Below are 16,623 nucleotides of genomic sequence, written 5' to 3' on the forward strand. Positions count from 1 at the left end.
CCAATGATGTATTATACAATCGTCTTTCTTCCACTTTTAGGCTTTTTAATTGCTTCTATAGGTGGCAAAACGATCGGAGATCGCACGAATGAATTGGTAACATGTAGTTTTATGGTGATTGTTGCTATATTATCTTGGGTGGCCTTTTTTAATATTGCACTTGGTCATTCTCCAGTGGTTGATGTTTTCGTCTTAAATTGGGTTAATGTCGGTGGTTTAACCTTTGATTGGGCATTGCATATTGATACATTGACAGCTGTTATGCTTATTGTTGTGAATAGTGTTTCAGCATTAGTACATATTTATTCAATTGGCTATATGCATCATGATCCTTCAAGATCCCGTTTTTTTTCTTATCTTTCTCTCTTTACGTTTATGATGCTTATGTTAGTGACATCCAATAACTTAATTCAGATGTTTTTTGGATGGGAAGGTGTGGGACTGGCTTCTTATTTACTTATTGGTTTTTGGTTTCAGCGAGATTCTGCTAATAAAGCTGCAATGAAAGCTTTTGTTGTTAATCGTGTTGGAGACTTTGGTTTTCTTTTAGGTATTTTTAGTGTCTTTGTTTTATTCCAATCGGTTGATTTTTCCTCTATTTTTGCAAAAGCTGCAGACAAGAGCTTCGTACAAAATATGACATTTTTAGGTTGGCAGTTTGATGGGCAAACAGCAGTTACTCTTGCATGTCTTTTATTGTTTGTTGGTGCGATGGGAAAATCAGCACAGTTCCTTTTACATACTTGGCTTCCTGATGCGATGGAAGGACCAACTCCTGTATCAGCGCTTATTCATGCTGCAACAATGGTCACAGCAGGTGTCTTTATGGTTGCGCGCATGTCTCCCATTTTTGAGCTTTCTTCGACTACCTTGACAGTGGTTATTATTGTTGGGGCAACCACTGCATTTTTTGCAGCGACTGTAGGGTTGGTGCAAAATGATATCAAGCGTGTTATTGCTTACTCTACATGTTCACAGCTTGGTTATATGTTTGTTGCTCTTGGTGTTGGTGCTTATGGAGCAGCTGTTTTTCATCTTTTTACGCATGCTTTTTTTAAAGCCTTGTTGTTCCTTGGTGCAGGCTCTGTCATTCATGCTGTATCCGATGAGCAAGATATGAGAAAAATGGGCGGATTGCGCAAACATATAAAAGTAACTTATTGGATGATGATGATAGGCACAATCGCTTTGACAGGAGTTGGAATCCCAGGGACTCTCTTTGGGACTGCTGGTTTTTTCTCTAAGGATGCGATTATAGAGTCTGCTTTTGCATCACATAACATTGCTTCAGGATATGCGTTCTATCTTCTTGTTTTCGCTGCTTTATTAACAAGTTTTTATTCATGGCGTCTTATATTTATGACATTTCACGGTAAACCGCGAGCAACGGTTGATGTTATGCATCATGTTCATGAATCACCTCCCGTTATGTTGATACCACTGTGCATTTTATCTGTGGGAGCAATATTGGCTGGTGTTGTTTTTCAACCTTACTTTTTTGGTGATTTATATAATGTTTTTTGGAAAGGAACATTATTTACAAATAGCCATAACCATATCCTTCATGAGAGCCATCATGTATTTAATTGGGTAAAATGGTCGCCATTTATAGCAATGGTTCTTGGATTTATATTGGCCTATTTGTTTTATATTTCTTTTCCTTCTATTCCCAAAAAGATGGCCAGAGCTATGCCGAGAGTATATAACTTTCTTTACCAAAAGTGGTATTTTGATCAGTTGTATCACTTTTTGTTTGTTCGTTCTGTTTTCAAAGTGAGCTTTTTTCTTTGGAAAGTCGGAGATGGTAAGATTATTGATGGTCTAGGTCCAAATGGTATTTCGGCACGTGTTATGGATATTACAAATAGAGTTATTCGGATGCAAACAGGCTATCTTTATCATTATGCATTTGCAATGCTTATAGGCATTGCATTGCTGATCACATGGATGATGATCGGGGGCGTTAACTGATGACTGATTGGCCTATTCTTTCTACGGTTACATTTCTACCGCTTGTTGGTGTTTTGCTCATTTTGTTTATCAAAGACGATAGTGAAGCAGCGCGACATAATATACGTAATGTAGCATTTTTTACAACTGTATTTGTTTTTATTATATCTCTCATCATTTGGGCGGGTTTTGATAATACAAACCCTCAATTTCAAATGGTTGAAAAATTTCATTGGTTGGGAGAAGGAATTAGCTATCATATGGGGGTTGATGGTATTTCTATTCTTTTTATTGTTCTCTCAGCTTTTCTCTTGCCTTTTTGTATTTTAGCAAGTTGGGAAAATGTTAAGGATAGATTAAAAGCTTACATGATTGCTTTTCTTCTTCTTGAAGTTGCAATTATTGGCGTTTTTTGTGCTCTTGATGCCATACTGTTCTATGTTTTTTTCGAAGGTAGCCTCATTCCAATGTTTATTATTATTGGCGTTTGGGGGGGCGTGCGTCGTGTTTATGCAAGCATAAAGTTTTTCTTATACACTTTGCTTGGTTCAGTCCTTATGCTGGTTGCCCTCATGGCTATGTACTGGAAAGCTGGGACACTTGATATACCAACCTTGCTCAATTATCAGTTTCCTGCGCATATGCAAATATGGTTATGGCTTGCGTTTTTTGCTTCTTTTGCGGTAAAAATGCCAATGTGGCCAGTACACACGTGGCTTCCTGATGCTCACGTAGAAGCACCGACAGCTGGTTCAGTTATTCTGGCTGGTGTATTGCTTAAATTAGGGGGATATGGCTTTCTTCGTTTTTCTTTACCAATGTTTCCTATTGCCTCAGCAGATTTTGCACCTTTCATTTTTACATTATCGCTTATTGCTATCATTTATACATCGTTGGTTGCGCTTGTTCAAAATGACATAAAAAAGCTTATTGCTTATTCCTCAATAGCGCATATGGGATATGTAACGATGGGTATTTTTGCTGAAAATGAACAGGGAATCCAAGGTGCTATCTATCAGATGCTATCGCATGGAATCGTTTCAGCAGCTTTATTTCTTTGTGTTGGGGTTATCTACGATCGGCTGCATACACGTGAAATCGCAGCTTTTGGGGGGCTAGTGAATAACATGCCCAAATATGCTGTTGTTTTCTTAATCTTCACTATGGCCAATATTGGTTTACCTGGGAGCTCAGGATTTTTAGGTGAGTTTTTAACTTTGATAGGTGTTTTTCAAGTCAATAAATTGATTGTTGTTTTGGCAACGACGGGGGTTATTTTATCGGCGGCCTATGCACTTTATCTTTATCGACGTGTGATTTTTGGTTCTTTAGATAAAGAGAGTTTAAAAGTCCTTACAGATCTTTCTTCGAGAGAAAAGCTTATTCTTTATCCGATGGTTATTCTTACAATATTTTTTGGTATCTATCCAACGCCTATCCTTAAAGCGACGGCGCTTTCTGTAGAAGCCCTCATCAATAAATTGCACTAGATAAGGGAAGAATGCACATGCAAACTGAAATAATAGCTCAATTCGTATTAATTCTTCCAGAGATTTTAATGATATTAGGGGCGGTTGTGTTACTTTTGATTGGTGTTTTTTCCCATGCCCGTTCCTCTTTAACTGTAATTGGCTTGGCTATTGCCCTTCTTGTTGCAACTATTGTTATTATTATGTTTTTTCCAAAGAGTGGCTTATTTCAAACCAATGCGCTTATTATTGACTCTTTCGGTCGTTATATGAAAATTCTAACCCTTATTGGCGCACTTTTTGCTCTTATTATGTCTGTTGGCTCTATAAGTACTCAAAAACTTAATATATTTGAATTTCCGGTTCTTGTCCTTTTAGCAACTCTTGGTATGATGCTCATGATTTCGGCTGGTAATATGCTATCTCTCTATATGGGACTAGAATTACAGTCTTTGGCTTTATATATATTGGCTGCAATCAATCGTGATAATGTAAAATCTTCTGAAGCTGGTATAAAGTATTTTGTTTTAGGAGCATTGTCTTCAGGATTATTGCTTTATGGTATTTCTTTGCTTTACGGTTTTACGGGGCAAATTGGTTTTCATGAAATTGCTATTGCTGTAAAAGGTGAAAACTTACAATTGGGTGTTGTTTTTGGTATTGTTTTTATTTTGGCTGGTCTAGCTTTCAAAATTTCTGCAGTTCCATTTCATATGTGGACGCCCGATGTTTATGAAGGAGCACCAACACCTATTACAGCATTTTTTGCAAGCGCTCCTAAAGTTGCGGCAATGGCACTGATTATTCGTGTTGTTGTTATGACCTTTATGCCACTCAATAGCTCTGATGGTGCTATGCCTGCATGGCAACAAATTTTAGTTTTTATGGCAATAACATCAATGATTCTTGGTGCATTTGCTGCAATTGGTCAGAGCAATATTAAACGTTTAATGGCTTATTCATCAATTGGTCACATGGGATATGCCCTTGTAGGGCTAACTGCTGGAGATATGGTTGGAATAAAAAGTGTTATTCTTTATATGACTATTTATCTTGGCATGACGCTTGGATCATTTGCTTTTATCCTTGGTATGCAATCTCGTCATGGGAATGTTGAACGCATTGATGATCTTGCAGGATTAGCAAAGGAAAATCCGTTTATGGCTATTGTCATGACAATACAGCTTTTTTCTTTAGCAGGTATACCACCCATGGCTGGTTTTTTTGGAAAATGGTATACATTTTCTGCTGCTGTTCATGCAGGGCTTACTCCGCTTGCCGTCGTTGGGGTGATTGCGTCTGTTGTTGGGGCTTTTTACTATTTGCGTGTTATTAAAGTTATGTGGTTTGATGATGGAAAAGCACATTTTATTGCGTTATCGAATGAACTTAAGTTTTGTCTTAGTCTTTCTGCTTTATTCATTGTATTTTATGCGCTTTTTGGAGTTTGGTTTGCTGAGTTTGCAGAAAAAGCAGCGGCCGCATTGTTTTAATAAATATGGTTTATATTTTATCAGATTTTGCAAAAAAACAAGGATACACCGTTGAATCATACAAAAGTGTTGATTCAACAAATCTCGTGGCACAACAAAAAGCCCAAACTGGCCATCGAGGTCATCTCTGGATTGTTGCACAAGAACAATCACAGGGCCGAGCGAGAAGAGGGCGGACTTGGTCTAGTTCAAAAGGGAACCTTTATTCTAGCCTTTTATTAATTGATAATCTTATTTATCAAACTGCTGCTCAACTTGGTTTTGTTGCGGGTGTGAGTGTAGTAGAGGCAGTAGAACAATTTATAAAAGATGAAAAAAAAATGAGTACTGTTGTTGGTTTAAAATGGCCAAATGATATTTTATTAGGGGGAGCCAAAAGCTCTGGAGTTTTGCTTGAAGCTTTTAAATTACCATCACAACAATGTGCATTGGTTATTGGTATTGGAATAAATGTAAAATATCATTATGAAGATGCCCCTTACCCAACTTCAAGTTTAAAGAATATTGGTTTGCATATTGAAGCAGAACAATTATTTACAGTTTTGACGGAATGTTTCTCTAAAAATTATCTTCTTTGGAAACAGCCAAATGGATGTGAGATCATTCGTGAAAAGTGGCTCTTACATTGTGCTCATCTTGGGAAATTTATCAAAATAGTTAATGATGAAAAAAACATTGAAGGTATTTTTGATGGTCTTGATAGTGATTTTAACTGTATCGTAAAACAAAATAATGGTCAGCAAGCCATTATCACAGCCGGAGATGTTCATTTCGGTTTAGCAGCTTCTGTTAATGCGGGGCATTATTAGTTTATAAAATTTTATTTATTATTAGATTATTTTGATAATTTAGGAGATATTTATGGCTGCAGCCGATAGAAGTGAATTTGTTTTTTTACCTTTAGGAGGAGTAGGTGAAATAGGGATGAATCTGGCTGCTTACGGATTTGGACCACAAAGTCTTCGTGAATGGTTGCTTGTTGATATGGGGGTTAGTTTTGCAGGAACTGAATTACCAGGGGTAGATCTTATTTTACCTGATATTCGTTTTCTTGAAAGTGAAAGACACAACATATCTGGTCTCATTTTAACACATGCTCACGAAGATCACTATGGAGCTGTTCTTGATTTATGGCCAAAGTTACAAGTTCCGCTTTACTGCACGCCTTTTACAGCAGGACTATTGGAGAGTAAAAAGCAATCAGATTTTGGATCTTATAAAATTTCACATACTATTTTTCAATCTGGTGAGCGCTTTCAGGTTGGTTCCTTTTCGGTTGAAGCTATTGCTGTAAACCATTCAATTCCAGAATCTGTATCTTTGGCTATTACAACACCTTTGGGTACCGTTATTCACACAGGGGATTGGAAGATTGATCATACACCTTCGCTTGGGGGTATAACAGATGAAAAACGTTTTCGTACATTGGGTGACAAAGGCATTTTAGCATTGCTTTGTGATTCTACCAATGCGTGCCGAGATGGGGTAACACCGTCAGAGCAGCAAGTTCAAACAAGCCTTTCTGAAATTTTTGCAAAAGCTGAAGGGTGTGTTGCAATTGCTACTTTTGCTTCTAACGTTGGTCGGATACGTTCAATTGCTCTTGCAGCTGAAGCCGTTGGACGAAAGGTTCTTATCGTTGGACGATCTCTTAAACGAAGCATTATGGTTGCACAAGAACTTGGTTATATGAAAGGTTTAGCCCCATTTCTTATGGAAGAGGACTACGGTTCTATCACGCGAAAAGAACTTGTTTTAGTTGTAACAGGGAGCCAAGGAGAGCCACGGGCTGCTTTAGCAAAACTGTCACGCAATGGGATAAGAAATATTGCACTTTCTGTTGGTGATACTGTTATTTATTCCTCACGGACTATTCCAGGAAACGAAAAAGCTATTCTTGAGATGCAAAATCGTTTTATCGATATGGGAGTTAAAGTAATTACAAGTGAAGATGCTCTCGTTCATGTTTCGGGACATCCTCGTCGTCAAGAACTTTTACAGATGTATGATTGGGTAAAACCACAGATACTTGTTCCTGTTCATGGTGAGGCAATGCATCTTACTGCTCAAGCAGATTTAGCGCGTCAAGCAGGTATTAAAACTGTCAAGGATATTAGAAATGGTAGTGTGCTGCGTCTTGCACCAGAACCTGTAGATATTGTTGATCATGTTCCTGTTGGCCGCCTTTATAAGGATGGTTGTCTTATTGGAAATGAAGATGAATTAGGAATTCCTAGACGTCGCAAACTAAGTTATGCTGGTTATATTGCTGTTTCTCTCCATATGAATAGTAAGCATGAGTTATTAGGTGATGTTGGTCTCGTTACCTTTGGATTGCCTGAGACTGATAGAAAGGGGAGGGGTTTGAAAGATATTCTTTTAGATGTGGTGGAAAATACACTTTATAATATTCCGCGCATTAAACGAAAAAATGATGAACTTGTTCGAGAAGCAGCGCGGCGTGCTGTAAGGGCAGCCGTTAATGACGTTTGGCAAAAAAAACCTGTCTGTACAGTTTTTTTACATCGGTCAAAATAAGCCTTAATAAGGAATAAAGCGTATAAGTTTTTAACAATATGATTGTGATATTTGCAACTGTTCAGAATATAGCTATAGATGATTAAAAACCATATTTAAATTATTCCAATAAAATGGTTCTGATGATTAGGAGTTCATTATTTCAATGCGTCTTTCTCAATATTTTCTTCCACTTTTAAAAGAAAATCCTAAAGAAGCAGAGATCGTTTCTCACCGACTTATGTTGCGCTCAGGGATGATCCGTCAACAGGTATCAGGAATTTATTCTTGGCTTCCTTTGGGTAAAAAAGTACTTGATAAGGTTTGCAAGATTATTCGTGAAGAACAGGAACGAGCTGGTGCTATAGAAATATTAATGCCGACAATTCAATCTGCGGATCTTTGGCGTGAAAGTGATCGTTATGATGATTATGGTTCAGAAATGCTCCGCATTAAGGATCGCCACAAGCGTGATTTACTTTATGGTCCCACAAACGAAGAGATGGTCACAGATATTTTTCGTTCCTATATTCGCTCATATAAAGATCTTCCGCTCAATTTATACCATATTCAATGGAAGTTTCGTGATGAAATCCGTCCCCGCTTTGGTGTGATGCGCTCACGAGAATTTTTAATGAAAGATGCTTATTCTTTTGATCTTAATTATGAGTCCTCTCAAACATCTTATAATCGTATGTTTATTGCTTACTTACGCACTTTTTCTCGTTTAGGATTAAAAGCAATTCCTATGCGTGCTGATACAGGTCCAATTGGCGGCAAACTCAGTCACGAATTTATTATTTTAGCTGAAACCGGTGAAAGCGCTATATTCTGTGATAGACAATTTCTTGAGCTTACTGTTCCAGATAACTCTATCGATTTTAATAATAAAGATACTTTAGCTGATATTGTCAAACAGTGGACATCTTTTTATGCAGCGACAGAAGAAATGCATAATGAAGAGGAATGGGCTAAAATTTCTGATCAAAAGCGTCTTTCAGCTCGCGGCATTGAAGTCGGGCATATTTTTCACTTTGGTACAAAATATTCTACTCCAATGGGAGCAAAAGTTATGGGACAAGATGGAAAAGAACATGTTGTTTTTATGGGATCTTATGGTATTGGACCTTCACGTCTTGTTGCAGCAGCTATCGAAGCTTCTCATGATGAAAATGGCATTATTTGGCCAAAGTCTATAGCTCCATTTGATTTTGCTATCATCAATATGAAGCCAGATGATGAGAAATGCACACATGCATGTGAAACGCTCTATCATGGACTACGAAAAGCTGGTTTTGATCCATTGTTAGATGATAGAAACGAGCGTCCTGGATCCAAATTTGCAACGATGGATTTAATTGGTTTGCCAACACAAATAATTGTTGGACCTAAAAGCATTGCACAAAATGAAGTTGAAGTTAAAGACCGAAAAACGGGTGCTAAAAAATCTCTAACGGTTGAAAATATACTCAGCCAACTTTCTGTAATTCAATAGGCAAATATTATGAAGAGGTTGAGCAGTAAATGTTTTTCATCTTATGAATGGATGATCGCTTTTCGTTATATGATTCCCAATAAAAAACATGTTGTTGCCTCTGTTATTTCGATTATTTCGCTCATTGGAATTATGTTAGGGGTATTTGCTCTAGTTGTGGTTATGGCTGTCATGAACGGCTTTCGTACAGAGCTTCTCAATCGTATTCTTGGTATGAATGGGCATCTGATTGTTCAGACGATTGATTCTGGTTTTTCTGATTATAATACGCTTATTTCTTCATTAGAATCTATAAATGGTGTTAAATTTTCTTTGCCTGTTATTGAAGGCCAAGCACTTGTTCAGGGTGAAGTTGAAGGAGGATCTGGCGCATTGATTCGTGGTATGCGCAAACAAGATTTAGAGAAGCTTCAAATAGTATCCCAAAATATTAAATTGGGTTCGATTGTGCAATTTGATAAAGAGGAAGGTGTTGCAATTGGAAGTGGTTTAGCAGCAAAATTAGGGCTTAGTGTTGGAGGTTATCTTCGTATTATTACGCCAGATGGTGATGCGACTCCTTTTGGTGTTACACCACGTGTTAAAGCTTATAAAGTAACGGCTATTTTTGAAGTCGGTATGTCTGAATATGACTCAATATTTGTTTTTATGCCTCTTCATGAAGCACAAATGTTTTTTAATTTAGGGGATAAAGTGCAGTCTTTAGAATTATTTTTGAATAATCCTGATACTGTCGATCAAATAAAGCCACTTGTAGAGAAAGCTGTCAATCAACAGGTTTATTTAACTGATTGGCGTGAACGCAATCAGGCTTTTTTTTCAGCTTTACAAATTGAAAGAAATGTTATGTTTTTCATTCTTTCTCTTATTATTCTTGTTGCTGCTTTGAATATTGTTTCTGGACTCATTATGCTTGTAAAAGATAAAAGTCATGATATTGCGATTTTGCGTACGATGGGCGCACAAAAAATAGCAATTATGCGTATATTTATTGTCACTGGTATGATGATTGGATTGGTTGGAACAATATTAGGTCTAGTTTTTGGTATCATTGCAACCGCCAATATCAATCATATTCAAGATTTTATTTCTTGGTTATTTAATGTTGATGTTTTTAATCCCCAACTTTATTTTTTAACAAAATTACCCGCACAAATTGAGTGGGGACAGACTGTCATAGTTGCTATAATGGCTTTGTTTTTGTCATTCCTCGCTGCACTCATTCCGGCTTGGCGCGCTGCTAAATTGGATCCTGTACAAGCTTTGAGGTATGAATAATGACAGCGATTTTAGAGCTTGTGGAGATCGAACGACATTTTTTTGAGGGTCATCAACCTCTTATTATTTTAGATAAAGCAAATTTTATTCTTAATCGTGGAGAGCTTGTAGCGCTTGTAGCTCCATCGGGTGCTGGAAAGTCAACACTTCTCCATATTGCTGGATTATTGGAAAAACCAACAGCTGGTGATGTGATGTTAAGGGGAGTTTCTTGTGCAAAGCGTTCTGATAGTGAGCGAACAGCAATTAGGCAAAATGATATCGGTTTTGTCTATCAATTCCATCACTTACTTCCAGAGTTTACAGCTTTAGAAAATGTTATGATACCACAAATGATAGCAGGATTTAAAAAATCTTTGGCAGAAGATCGTGCACTTAAGTTGCTAACATATTTACGTGTTTCTCATCGTGCTCATCATCGTCCATCGGAATTGTCAGGCGGGGAGCAACAACGTGTTGCTATTGCGCGTGCAGTTGCAAATGCTCCTTCAGTTCTTTTGGCTGATGAACCTACAGGAAATCTTGATCCTGTAACGTCAGCTTATGTATTTCAAGCTCTATCTGCCCTTGTTCGTCAATCTGGTCTGTCTGCTCTTATTGCAACGCATAATTATGCTTTAGCGAAGCAAATGCATCGTCGTATTACACTTAAAGAAAAAAAGATTATTGAACTTCCTTAAGCTAAGATACAAAATTTATTCTAAAAAACGATGAAGCTATTTATATTGCTTTTTATTTAAAGTTAAGGAGAGTTTTATGACAGCTTTTACCACGCATAAAAATCAACTGGACATACATCGTCGTCGATTGATTTTTCGTGCATGGCACCGCGGTATTCGTGAAATGGATCTCATTTTGGGACAGTATGTGGATTCCCATATTGCTGAGATGAGTGATAAAACAGTTTCTGAACTTGAATATATTATGTCTTTTGATGATCGTGATTTATTGATGTGGGTTACAGGAGAAGTTTCTCCTCCCTCTGATGTTGATAGTTGCCTTTTTCGCGACATTGTAAACCATCACACGTGCATAAATTGAAGTTTTTTCCGATGCCTATATTAAAAAAAATTATCATTCCCCCAAAAGTATCTGCTCACATGGTCTTTGATGAAGTGGTTGATGGATTTGAAGCTTTTGCACTTGCTAAGCTGAGTGTAGACATTGCACAAGGTAAGCCACTTATTTATGTCGTTCGTGACGGAACAAAAATGGCTCATTTACAACAAACTTTAAATTTTATTGAGCCAAATCTACCTGTGCTTCAATTTCCTGCATGGGATTGTTTACCTTATGACCGTGTATCCCCCGGGATTACTGTCATGGCGCATCGATTATCAACTTTGGCACATATCGCCAATTTGCGTCAAAATCCACGTTCTGCAATTATATTAACAACAGCAAATGCAATTATACAAAAACTTCCTCCTCGTGAAATGATTGAGACTCAAGTGATCCATGCACGTGTTGGTCAACGTATGGGGATGGGACATTTTATTCAATTTTTAGAATCTAATGGCTTTGAACGTGTTACGGTTGTTCGTGATGTTGGTGAGTTTGCTGTGAGAGGAGGAATTCTTGATATTTTTTCTCCTATTGATATTGAACCTTTACGGCTTGATTTTTTTGGGGATACCTTGGAAACTATCCGTGTATTTGATTCAGAGACACAAAGAACAACCAACCAAAGGACAGAGTTTCTTTTACATTCGATGAGTGAAGTTGTTCTAACACCTGAATTAATAAGTCGGTTTAAAAGCAATTATGTCCGTACATTTGGTGTATCACAAAAAAATAATACGCTTTATCAGGCCCTTTCTCAAGGGCGACGTTTTTCCGGTATGGAACATTGGTTACCATTTTTTTATGAAAATCTTGATACGTTTTTTGATCATTGCGGTGATACAGCTATTGTTTTTGAACATCTTATAGAAGAAGTACTTATCGAGCGCTATCGTCTTATTGAGGATTATTATAATGCACGTAAAGAACGTGGAGATGATCATGAAGATTCCACTTCCTATCATCCAGTAGAGCCTAGCCTTCTTTATTTAACACCCGAGCGTGTTTTAGAGATTGCGCAACAATCCAGACAACGTGTTGACTTTTCACCTTTTCATGTTCCACAAACTTTTGGGCAAACAATTGTTCATGCAAATGTTAAACAGAGATATGATTTTGTACAGGAACGTAATGCACAAGAGAAAAATGTTTTCTCAAGTGTTGTGCATCATATTGCATCACTACGCTCTGCGGGTAAGAAAATACTTTTAACGGGGTGGAGTGAGGGGTCTCTCACGCGTTTGGTGCAAGTTCTTGATGAACATGGATTAAAAAAAATAGATGTTGTAAAATCATTACAAACTGTTAGAGCAACACCACGTGATCATATAACGGCAGCCGTTATAATGATAGAGCACGGTTTTGAGACTGAAGATTTTGCCATTATCACCGAGCAAGATATCCTTGGTGATCGATTAATAAGGTCACCAAAGCGGCGTAAAAATAACAAAAATTTTATTTCTGAAATTACAGCTTTAAACTCTGGCGATATTGTTGTGCATATTGATCATGGTATTGGACAATTTATTGGTCTTAAAACAATTAAAACCACAGGAATTTTTCGCGATTGTTTAGAAATTGAATATGCTGGAGGCGATAGGCTTTTTTTACCTATTGAAAATATTGAACTTCTTTCACGTTATGGTTCAGAGGGAACAGATGTAGCGTTAGACAAGTTAGGTGGTGTTTCTTGGCAAGCACGTAAAACGCGACTAAAAAAACATCTGTTAGCAATGGCTGGTCAATTGATTCGTATAGCTGCAGAGCGTGCTACACGTTCTGCACCGGCTTTGATCCCACCAACGGGACCATTTGATGAGTTCGTTGCATGTTTTCCTTATGAAGAGACGGAAGATCAAATGGACGCTATCGATGCTGTCTTAGATGATTTAGCATCAGGAAAACCGATGGATCGCTTAATATGTGGTGATGTTGGCTTTGGAAAAACAGAAGCCGCTATTCGAAGCGCTTTTGTTGCAGCACTAAGTGGATATCAAGTTGCCGTTGTTGTCCCCACAACTCTGCTCTCACGGCAACATTATAAAACTTTTATTGCGCGTTTTCAAGGATTACCCATTAAAATTGCTCATGCTTCAAGACTTGTGAAAACCAAAGAACTAAGACAAGTCAAAAAGGGTATTTCCGATGGTACAATTGATATTGTCATTGGAACGCATGCTTTACTTAGTGATGCGGTTCATTTTTTACGGTTAGGACTTCTCATCATTGATGAAGAGCAACATTTTGGCGTAAAACATAAAGAGCGCTTGAAAGAACTTAAAAGTGATATCCATGTTCTTACACTCTCAGCGACTCCTATCCCACGAACTTTAGGACTCGCTTTATCAGGCGTTCGTGAACTTTCATTGATAACAACACCACCCATTGATAGGATGGCAGTACGTACTTTTATTGCTCCTTTTGACGCACTTGTTATACGTGAAACATTGCTGAGAGAATATTATCGTGGTGGGCAAAGTTTTTATGTTTGTCCTCGTATTTCTGATCTTTCCTTTGTAGAAGAGTATCTAAAAACGCACGTACCTGAAATTAAATTTGTTATAGCTCATGGACAAATGCCAGCAGGACAACTCGATGATATTATGAATGCATTTTATGATGGACAATATGATGTGTTGCTCTCAACAACCATTATTGAATCAGGTCTTGATATTCCAACAGCGAATACGTTAATTGTGCATCGTGCTGATATGTTTGGTTTGGCTGCTCTTTACCAGTTACGTGGTCGGGTCGGGCGTTCAAAGCAACGTGCTTATGCACTCTTTACATTTCCGTCTGGTAAAGTTTTAACACCTGCAGCGGATCGTCGTCTTAAGGTATTACAATCTCTTGATACCTTGGGAGCTGGTTTTCAATTAGCAAGTCATGATATGGATATTCGTGGTTCAGGAAATTTTTTAGGTGAAGAGCAATCAGGGCATATCAAAGAAGTTGGATTTGAACTCTATCAAAAAATGCTTGAAGAAGCTGTTGCTGAATTAAAAGATGGAGAGCTTAGTGAAGATAAACAATGGTCTCCTCAAATTTCACTTGGTACAACAGTCATGATACCAGAAAGTTTTGTACCTGATTTACCATTACGTATGGGGCTTTATCGTCGTTTAACAGAGCTTGATAATTTAGAACAAATCGATGAGTTTGCGGCCGAGTTAATTGATCGCTTTGGTCCTTTGCCACTTGAAGTTCAGTATCTTCTTAAAGTCTTTTATATTAAAATATTGTGTCGAAAAGCACATGTAGAAAAATTAGACGCGGGTCCAAAAGGTATCGTTATACAATTTCGTAATAATTACTTTGAAAATAGTATTGCTCTCGTTCAATGGGTTGAAAAACAAGGTTCAATGGCAAAAATTCGACCCGATCAAAGTATCGCTTTTGTTTGTAATTGGTCTACAGTGGATGAACGGCTTATCGGAGCAGCAGATATTATGACAAAGCTTGTAAAAATGACAGAGGAGCATTCTGTTTAATATTTACTAAAATGGGCAGTATATACTATAATTTTTCAATTATATTAATATACTTCTTTATTATGAAGATTTTAATATATAGATTTTTTTATTTTTGTTACTTTATTATTTAAATTACAAAATTCTAGACTGAATTATTATTCAATAAAATACGTGAAAAAACTGAATGATTTAAAGTTTTTGATAAAACGTACTTTTCTTTATAGAGCACGACAAGTTTTTGTGTGAATAAAATTTTGCTGCAAAACAGAGATTTAATTGAGAAATTTTTCGGATTTTCTTTGAAATTAAATGAATTATGAGAGTTATTATTAATAATATGTTCTTTACGAAAAATTGATGAGTTATAAGAGTGTTACTAACGCTTTAGCCTTTGTCTATAAAGATATTGATTGTGTTCTAAAAAAATTAAAATCTATCAGATCACTACAAAAATATTTTAATTTAAATGCTATAGAGATTATTTTATCTTTAATTAACGTTTTTTTCCCATTAAAAATTTGAGATTAGATGTATCACTTAGTCTGTTTACTTGTATGACTGCATTCAGTGAAATAGGAGTTATTTCTTGAGATTTCGCTTAGTTCGTTTTTTACCACTGACATTAAAGAGTGTGTTTGGATTATATTGGTATTATACCTGTTAAAAAAGAAAGCATTTGCAACATTTTGAGTACAGGAAGTGTAATGCAATGGTCTTGATTTTCTATTTTTTTAATATATTGTATAGGTTTTTTATTGGAATAAGCGTGCACTTTTGGATCAAAATCAAAAGCCACCTAACCGTATTCGTTGTTGAATTCAATTTTTTCTCTTAGAGCGCTATGAATACAAAAAGTACATCATCATTGCTTCATCAATAAGACTTTAAAAAATTTTCATTCATAATAAAATATTATTACAATATGTTGAAAATATTGAATGAAAATAAATTTAATATATAAACTACTTAAATAATGATGTCAGTAGTTTTATATTTTTATTTAAAATTACACTGACTTATTATTAAGGCTTTATATAGATAGTTTTCATAAAAATATAATGCTATAAGAGCGGATATGAGTACATTACAGTTTTAATGAATTATTTATCATCTTTCTCTACAGATTTGACTTTTCTCTTTATATTGAAGTAAAATAATAAAAGAGGGTGTCATTTCATTGATTTAATTTAATACACTTGATTAAAATTATATTTAATATTCCTAATGTTGGGGGTATCATAAAAGCGCGTTGAAAGGATTCACTTAATCATGTCGCATAAAAATATCTATTCTGTTGTTTCAGTATTAGCTGGAGCAGTTACCCTTTTTCTTGCAACCCATACTTCTGCCAATGCGCAAACCTTATCTCAAGGTTGGTACAAGGTTTGTAGTAAACAGAATGATGTTGATGTTTGTAATACAATGAACACTGTTGTATCAAATACTGGTCAGCCTTTAACGGCCTTTAACCTCGTTGAAATAAAAGGGAAACAAAATGAAAGCCGTATAGGTATTCAGGTGCCTACAGGTCGTTTTTTACCAGAAGGTGTTCATATTCAAATAGGAGATAACTTTTCTAGAAAAGTTCCTTATATCATTTGTAATGGACCAAGTTGTATTGCTAATGATGTCTTAGATGATAAACTTGTTGCTGCTATGAAGAGTGGTACAAAGATGGTTGTAACAACAGTTAATTTCCGTGGTTCTGCTAACCCTATTGAGTTTTCTCTTAATGGCTTCACAGCGGCATACACAGGTCCAGGTATGGAGGAAAAGGACTTCCAACAAGAACAAATAAAATTGCAACAAGCTATTCAGTCAAAGCAAAAAGAAATTGAAGATCGTATGCGAGCTGAACAAGAAAAAGCTAAGAAAAAATAATAATA

The 16,623-nt window shown here is 36.5% G+C and carries 11 protein-coding genes; all 11 read left to right on the forward strand.

Annotated elements, in window-relative coordinates; all coding sequences use genetic code 11:
* The first annotated feature begins 6 nt into the window (after positions 1-6).
* The 11 genes from nuoL (at position 7) to ABID23_RS05800 (ending at position 16,618) form a co-directional block, all read left to right on the forward strand.
* Positions 7-1,971 (forward strand): NADH-quinone oxidoreductase subunit L, encoded by a 1,965-nt coding sequence (gene nuoL / locus ABID23_RS05750; protein ID WP_354190255.1) that lies wholly within the window; start codon positions 7-9, stop codon positions 1,969-1,971.
* Entirely contained in the window at positions 1,971-3,440 is a 1,470-nt protein-coding gene (locus ABID23_RS05755) for an NADH-quinone oxidoreductase subunit M (RefSeq protein WP_354190204.1), read from the forward strand. The genes nuoL and ABID23_RS05755 overlap by 1 nt, the downstream gene beginning before the upstream one ends.
* A 17-nt stretch (positions 3,441-3,457) precedes the next feature.
* Complete coding sequence (nuoN, locus tag ABID23_RS05760; protein WP_354190206.1) at positions 3,458-4,912, forward strand: NADH-quinone oxidoreductase subunit NuoN; 1,455 nt, start codon at positions 3,458-3,460, stop codon at positions 4,910-4,912.
* Entirely contained in the window at positions 4,912-5,721 is an 810-nt protein-coding gene (locus ABID23_RS05765) for a biotin--[acetyl-CoA-carboxylase] ligase (protein WP_354190257.1), read from the forward strand. The genes nuoN and ABID23_RS05765 overlap by 1 nt, the downstream gene beginning before the upstream one ends.
* Before the next feature lie 52 nt (positions 5,722-5,773).
* Complete coding sequence (locus ABID23_RS05770; protein ID WP_354190208.1) at positions 5,774-7,450, forward strand: ribonuclease J; 1,677 nt, start codon at positions 5,774-5,776, stop codon at positions 7,448-7,450.
* Between the two features lie 145 nt (positions 7,451-7,595).
* A complete protein-coding gene (proS, locus tag ABID23_RS05775; protein ID WP_354190212.1) occupies positions 7,596-8,924 on the forward strand; it encodes a proline--tRNA ligase in 1,329 nt (442 codons plus the stop codon).
* Between the two features lie 9 nt (positions 8,925-8,933).
* Positions 8,934-10,202, forward strand: a complete 1,269-nt coding sequence (locus ABID23_RS05780) for a lipoprotein-releasing ABC transporter permease subunit (RefSeq protein WP_354190214.1) — start codon at positions 8,934-8,936, stop codon at positions 10,200-10,202.
* Positions 10,202-10,882, forward strand: a complete 681-nt coding sequence (locus ABID23_RS05785; protein WP_354190216.1) for an ABC transporter ATP-binding protein — start codon at positions 10,202-10,204, stop codon at positions 10,880-10,882. Before ABID23_RS05780 ends, ABID23_RS05785 begins: the two co-directional genes overlap by 1 nt.
* A 76-nt stretch (positions 10,883-10,958) precedes the next feature.
* Positions 10,959-11,243: an FAD assembly factor SdhE gene (locus tag ABID23_RS05790; protein WP_354190218.1), complete on the forward strand. Its 285-nt coding sequence runs from the start codon at positions 10,959-10,961 to the stop codon at positions 11,241-11,243.
* 11 nt (positions 11,244-11,254) lie between these two features.
* Entirely contained in the window at positions 11,255-14,755 is a 3,501-nt protein-coding gene (gene mfd / locus ABID23_RS05795) for a transcription-repair coupling factor (RefSeq protein ID WP_354190220.1), read from the forward strand.
* Positions 14,756-16,006: 1,251 nt separating this feature from the next.
* Positions 16,007-16,618, forward strand: coding sequence for an invasion associated locus B family protein (locus ABID23_RS05800; RefSeq protein ID WP_354190222.1), 612 nt, complete (start codon positions 16,007-16,009; stop codon positions 16,616-16,618).
* The last annotated feature ends 5 nt before the right edge of the window (positions 16,619-16,623 follow it).

The organism is Bartonella silvatica, from assembly GCF_040545155.1.
In the GTDB taxonomy this organism is placed as follows: Bacteria; Pseudomonadota; Alphaproteobacteria; order Rhizobiales; family Rhizobiaceae; genus Bartonella; species Bartonella silvatica.

What these genes read in the sequence shown, in the direction of transcription:
- ABID23_RS05790 (WP_354190218.1), top strand. Translation starts at nt 10,959, where the DNA reads ATGACAGCTTTTACCACGCATAAAAATCAACTGGACATACATCGTCGT.
- nuoN (WP_354190206.1), top strand. Translation starts at nt 3,458, where the DNA reads ATGCAAACTGAAATAATAGCTCAATTCGTATTAATTCTTCCAGAGATT.
- ABID23_RS05755 (WP_354190204.1), top strand. Translation starts at nt 1,971, where the DNA reads ATGACTGATTGGCCTATTCTTTCTACGGTTACATTTCTACCGCTTGTT.
- ABID23_RS05800 (WP_354190222.1), top strand. Translation starts at nt 16,007, where the DNA reads ATGTCGCATAAAAATATCTATTCTGTTGTTTCAGTATTAGCTGGAGCA.
- ABID23_RS05780 (WP_354190214.1), top strand. Translation starts at nt 8,934, where the DNA reads ATGAAGAGGTTGAGCAGTAAATGTTTTTCATCTTATGAATGGATGATC.
- ABID23_RS05785 (WP_354190216.1), top strand. Translation starts at nt 10,202, where the DNA reads ATGACAGCGATTTTAGAGCTTGTGGAGATCGAACGACATTTTTTTGAG.
- ABID23_RS05770 (WP_354190208.1), top strand. Translation starts at nt 5,774, where the DNA reads ATGGCTGCAGCCGATAGAAGTGAATTTGTTTTTTTACCTTTAGGAGGA.
- mfd (WP_354190220.1), top strand. Translation starts at nt 11,255, where the DNA reads ATGCCTATATTAAAAAAAATTATCATTCCCCCAAAAGTATCTGCTCAC.
- proS (WP_354190212.1), top strand. Translation starts at nt 7,596, where the DNA reads ATGCGTCTTTCTCAATATTTTCTTCCACTTTTAAAAGAAAATCCTAAA.
- nuoL (WP_354190255.1), top strand. Translation starts at nt 7, where the DNA reads ATGTATTATACAATCGTCTTTCTTCCACTTTTAGGCTTTTTAATTGCT.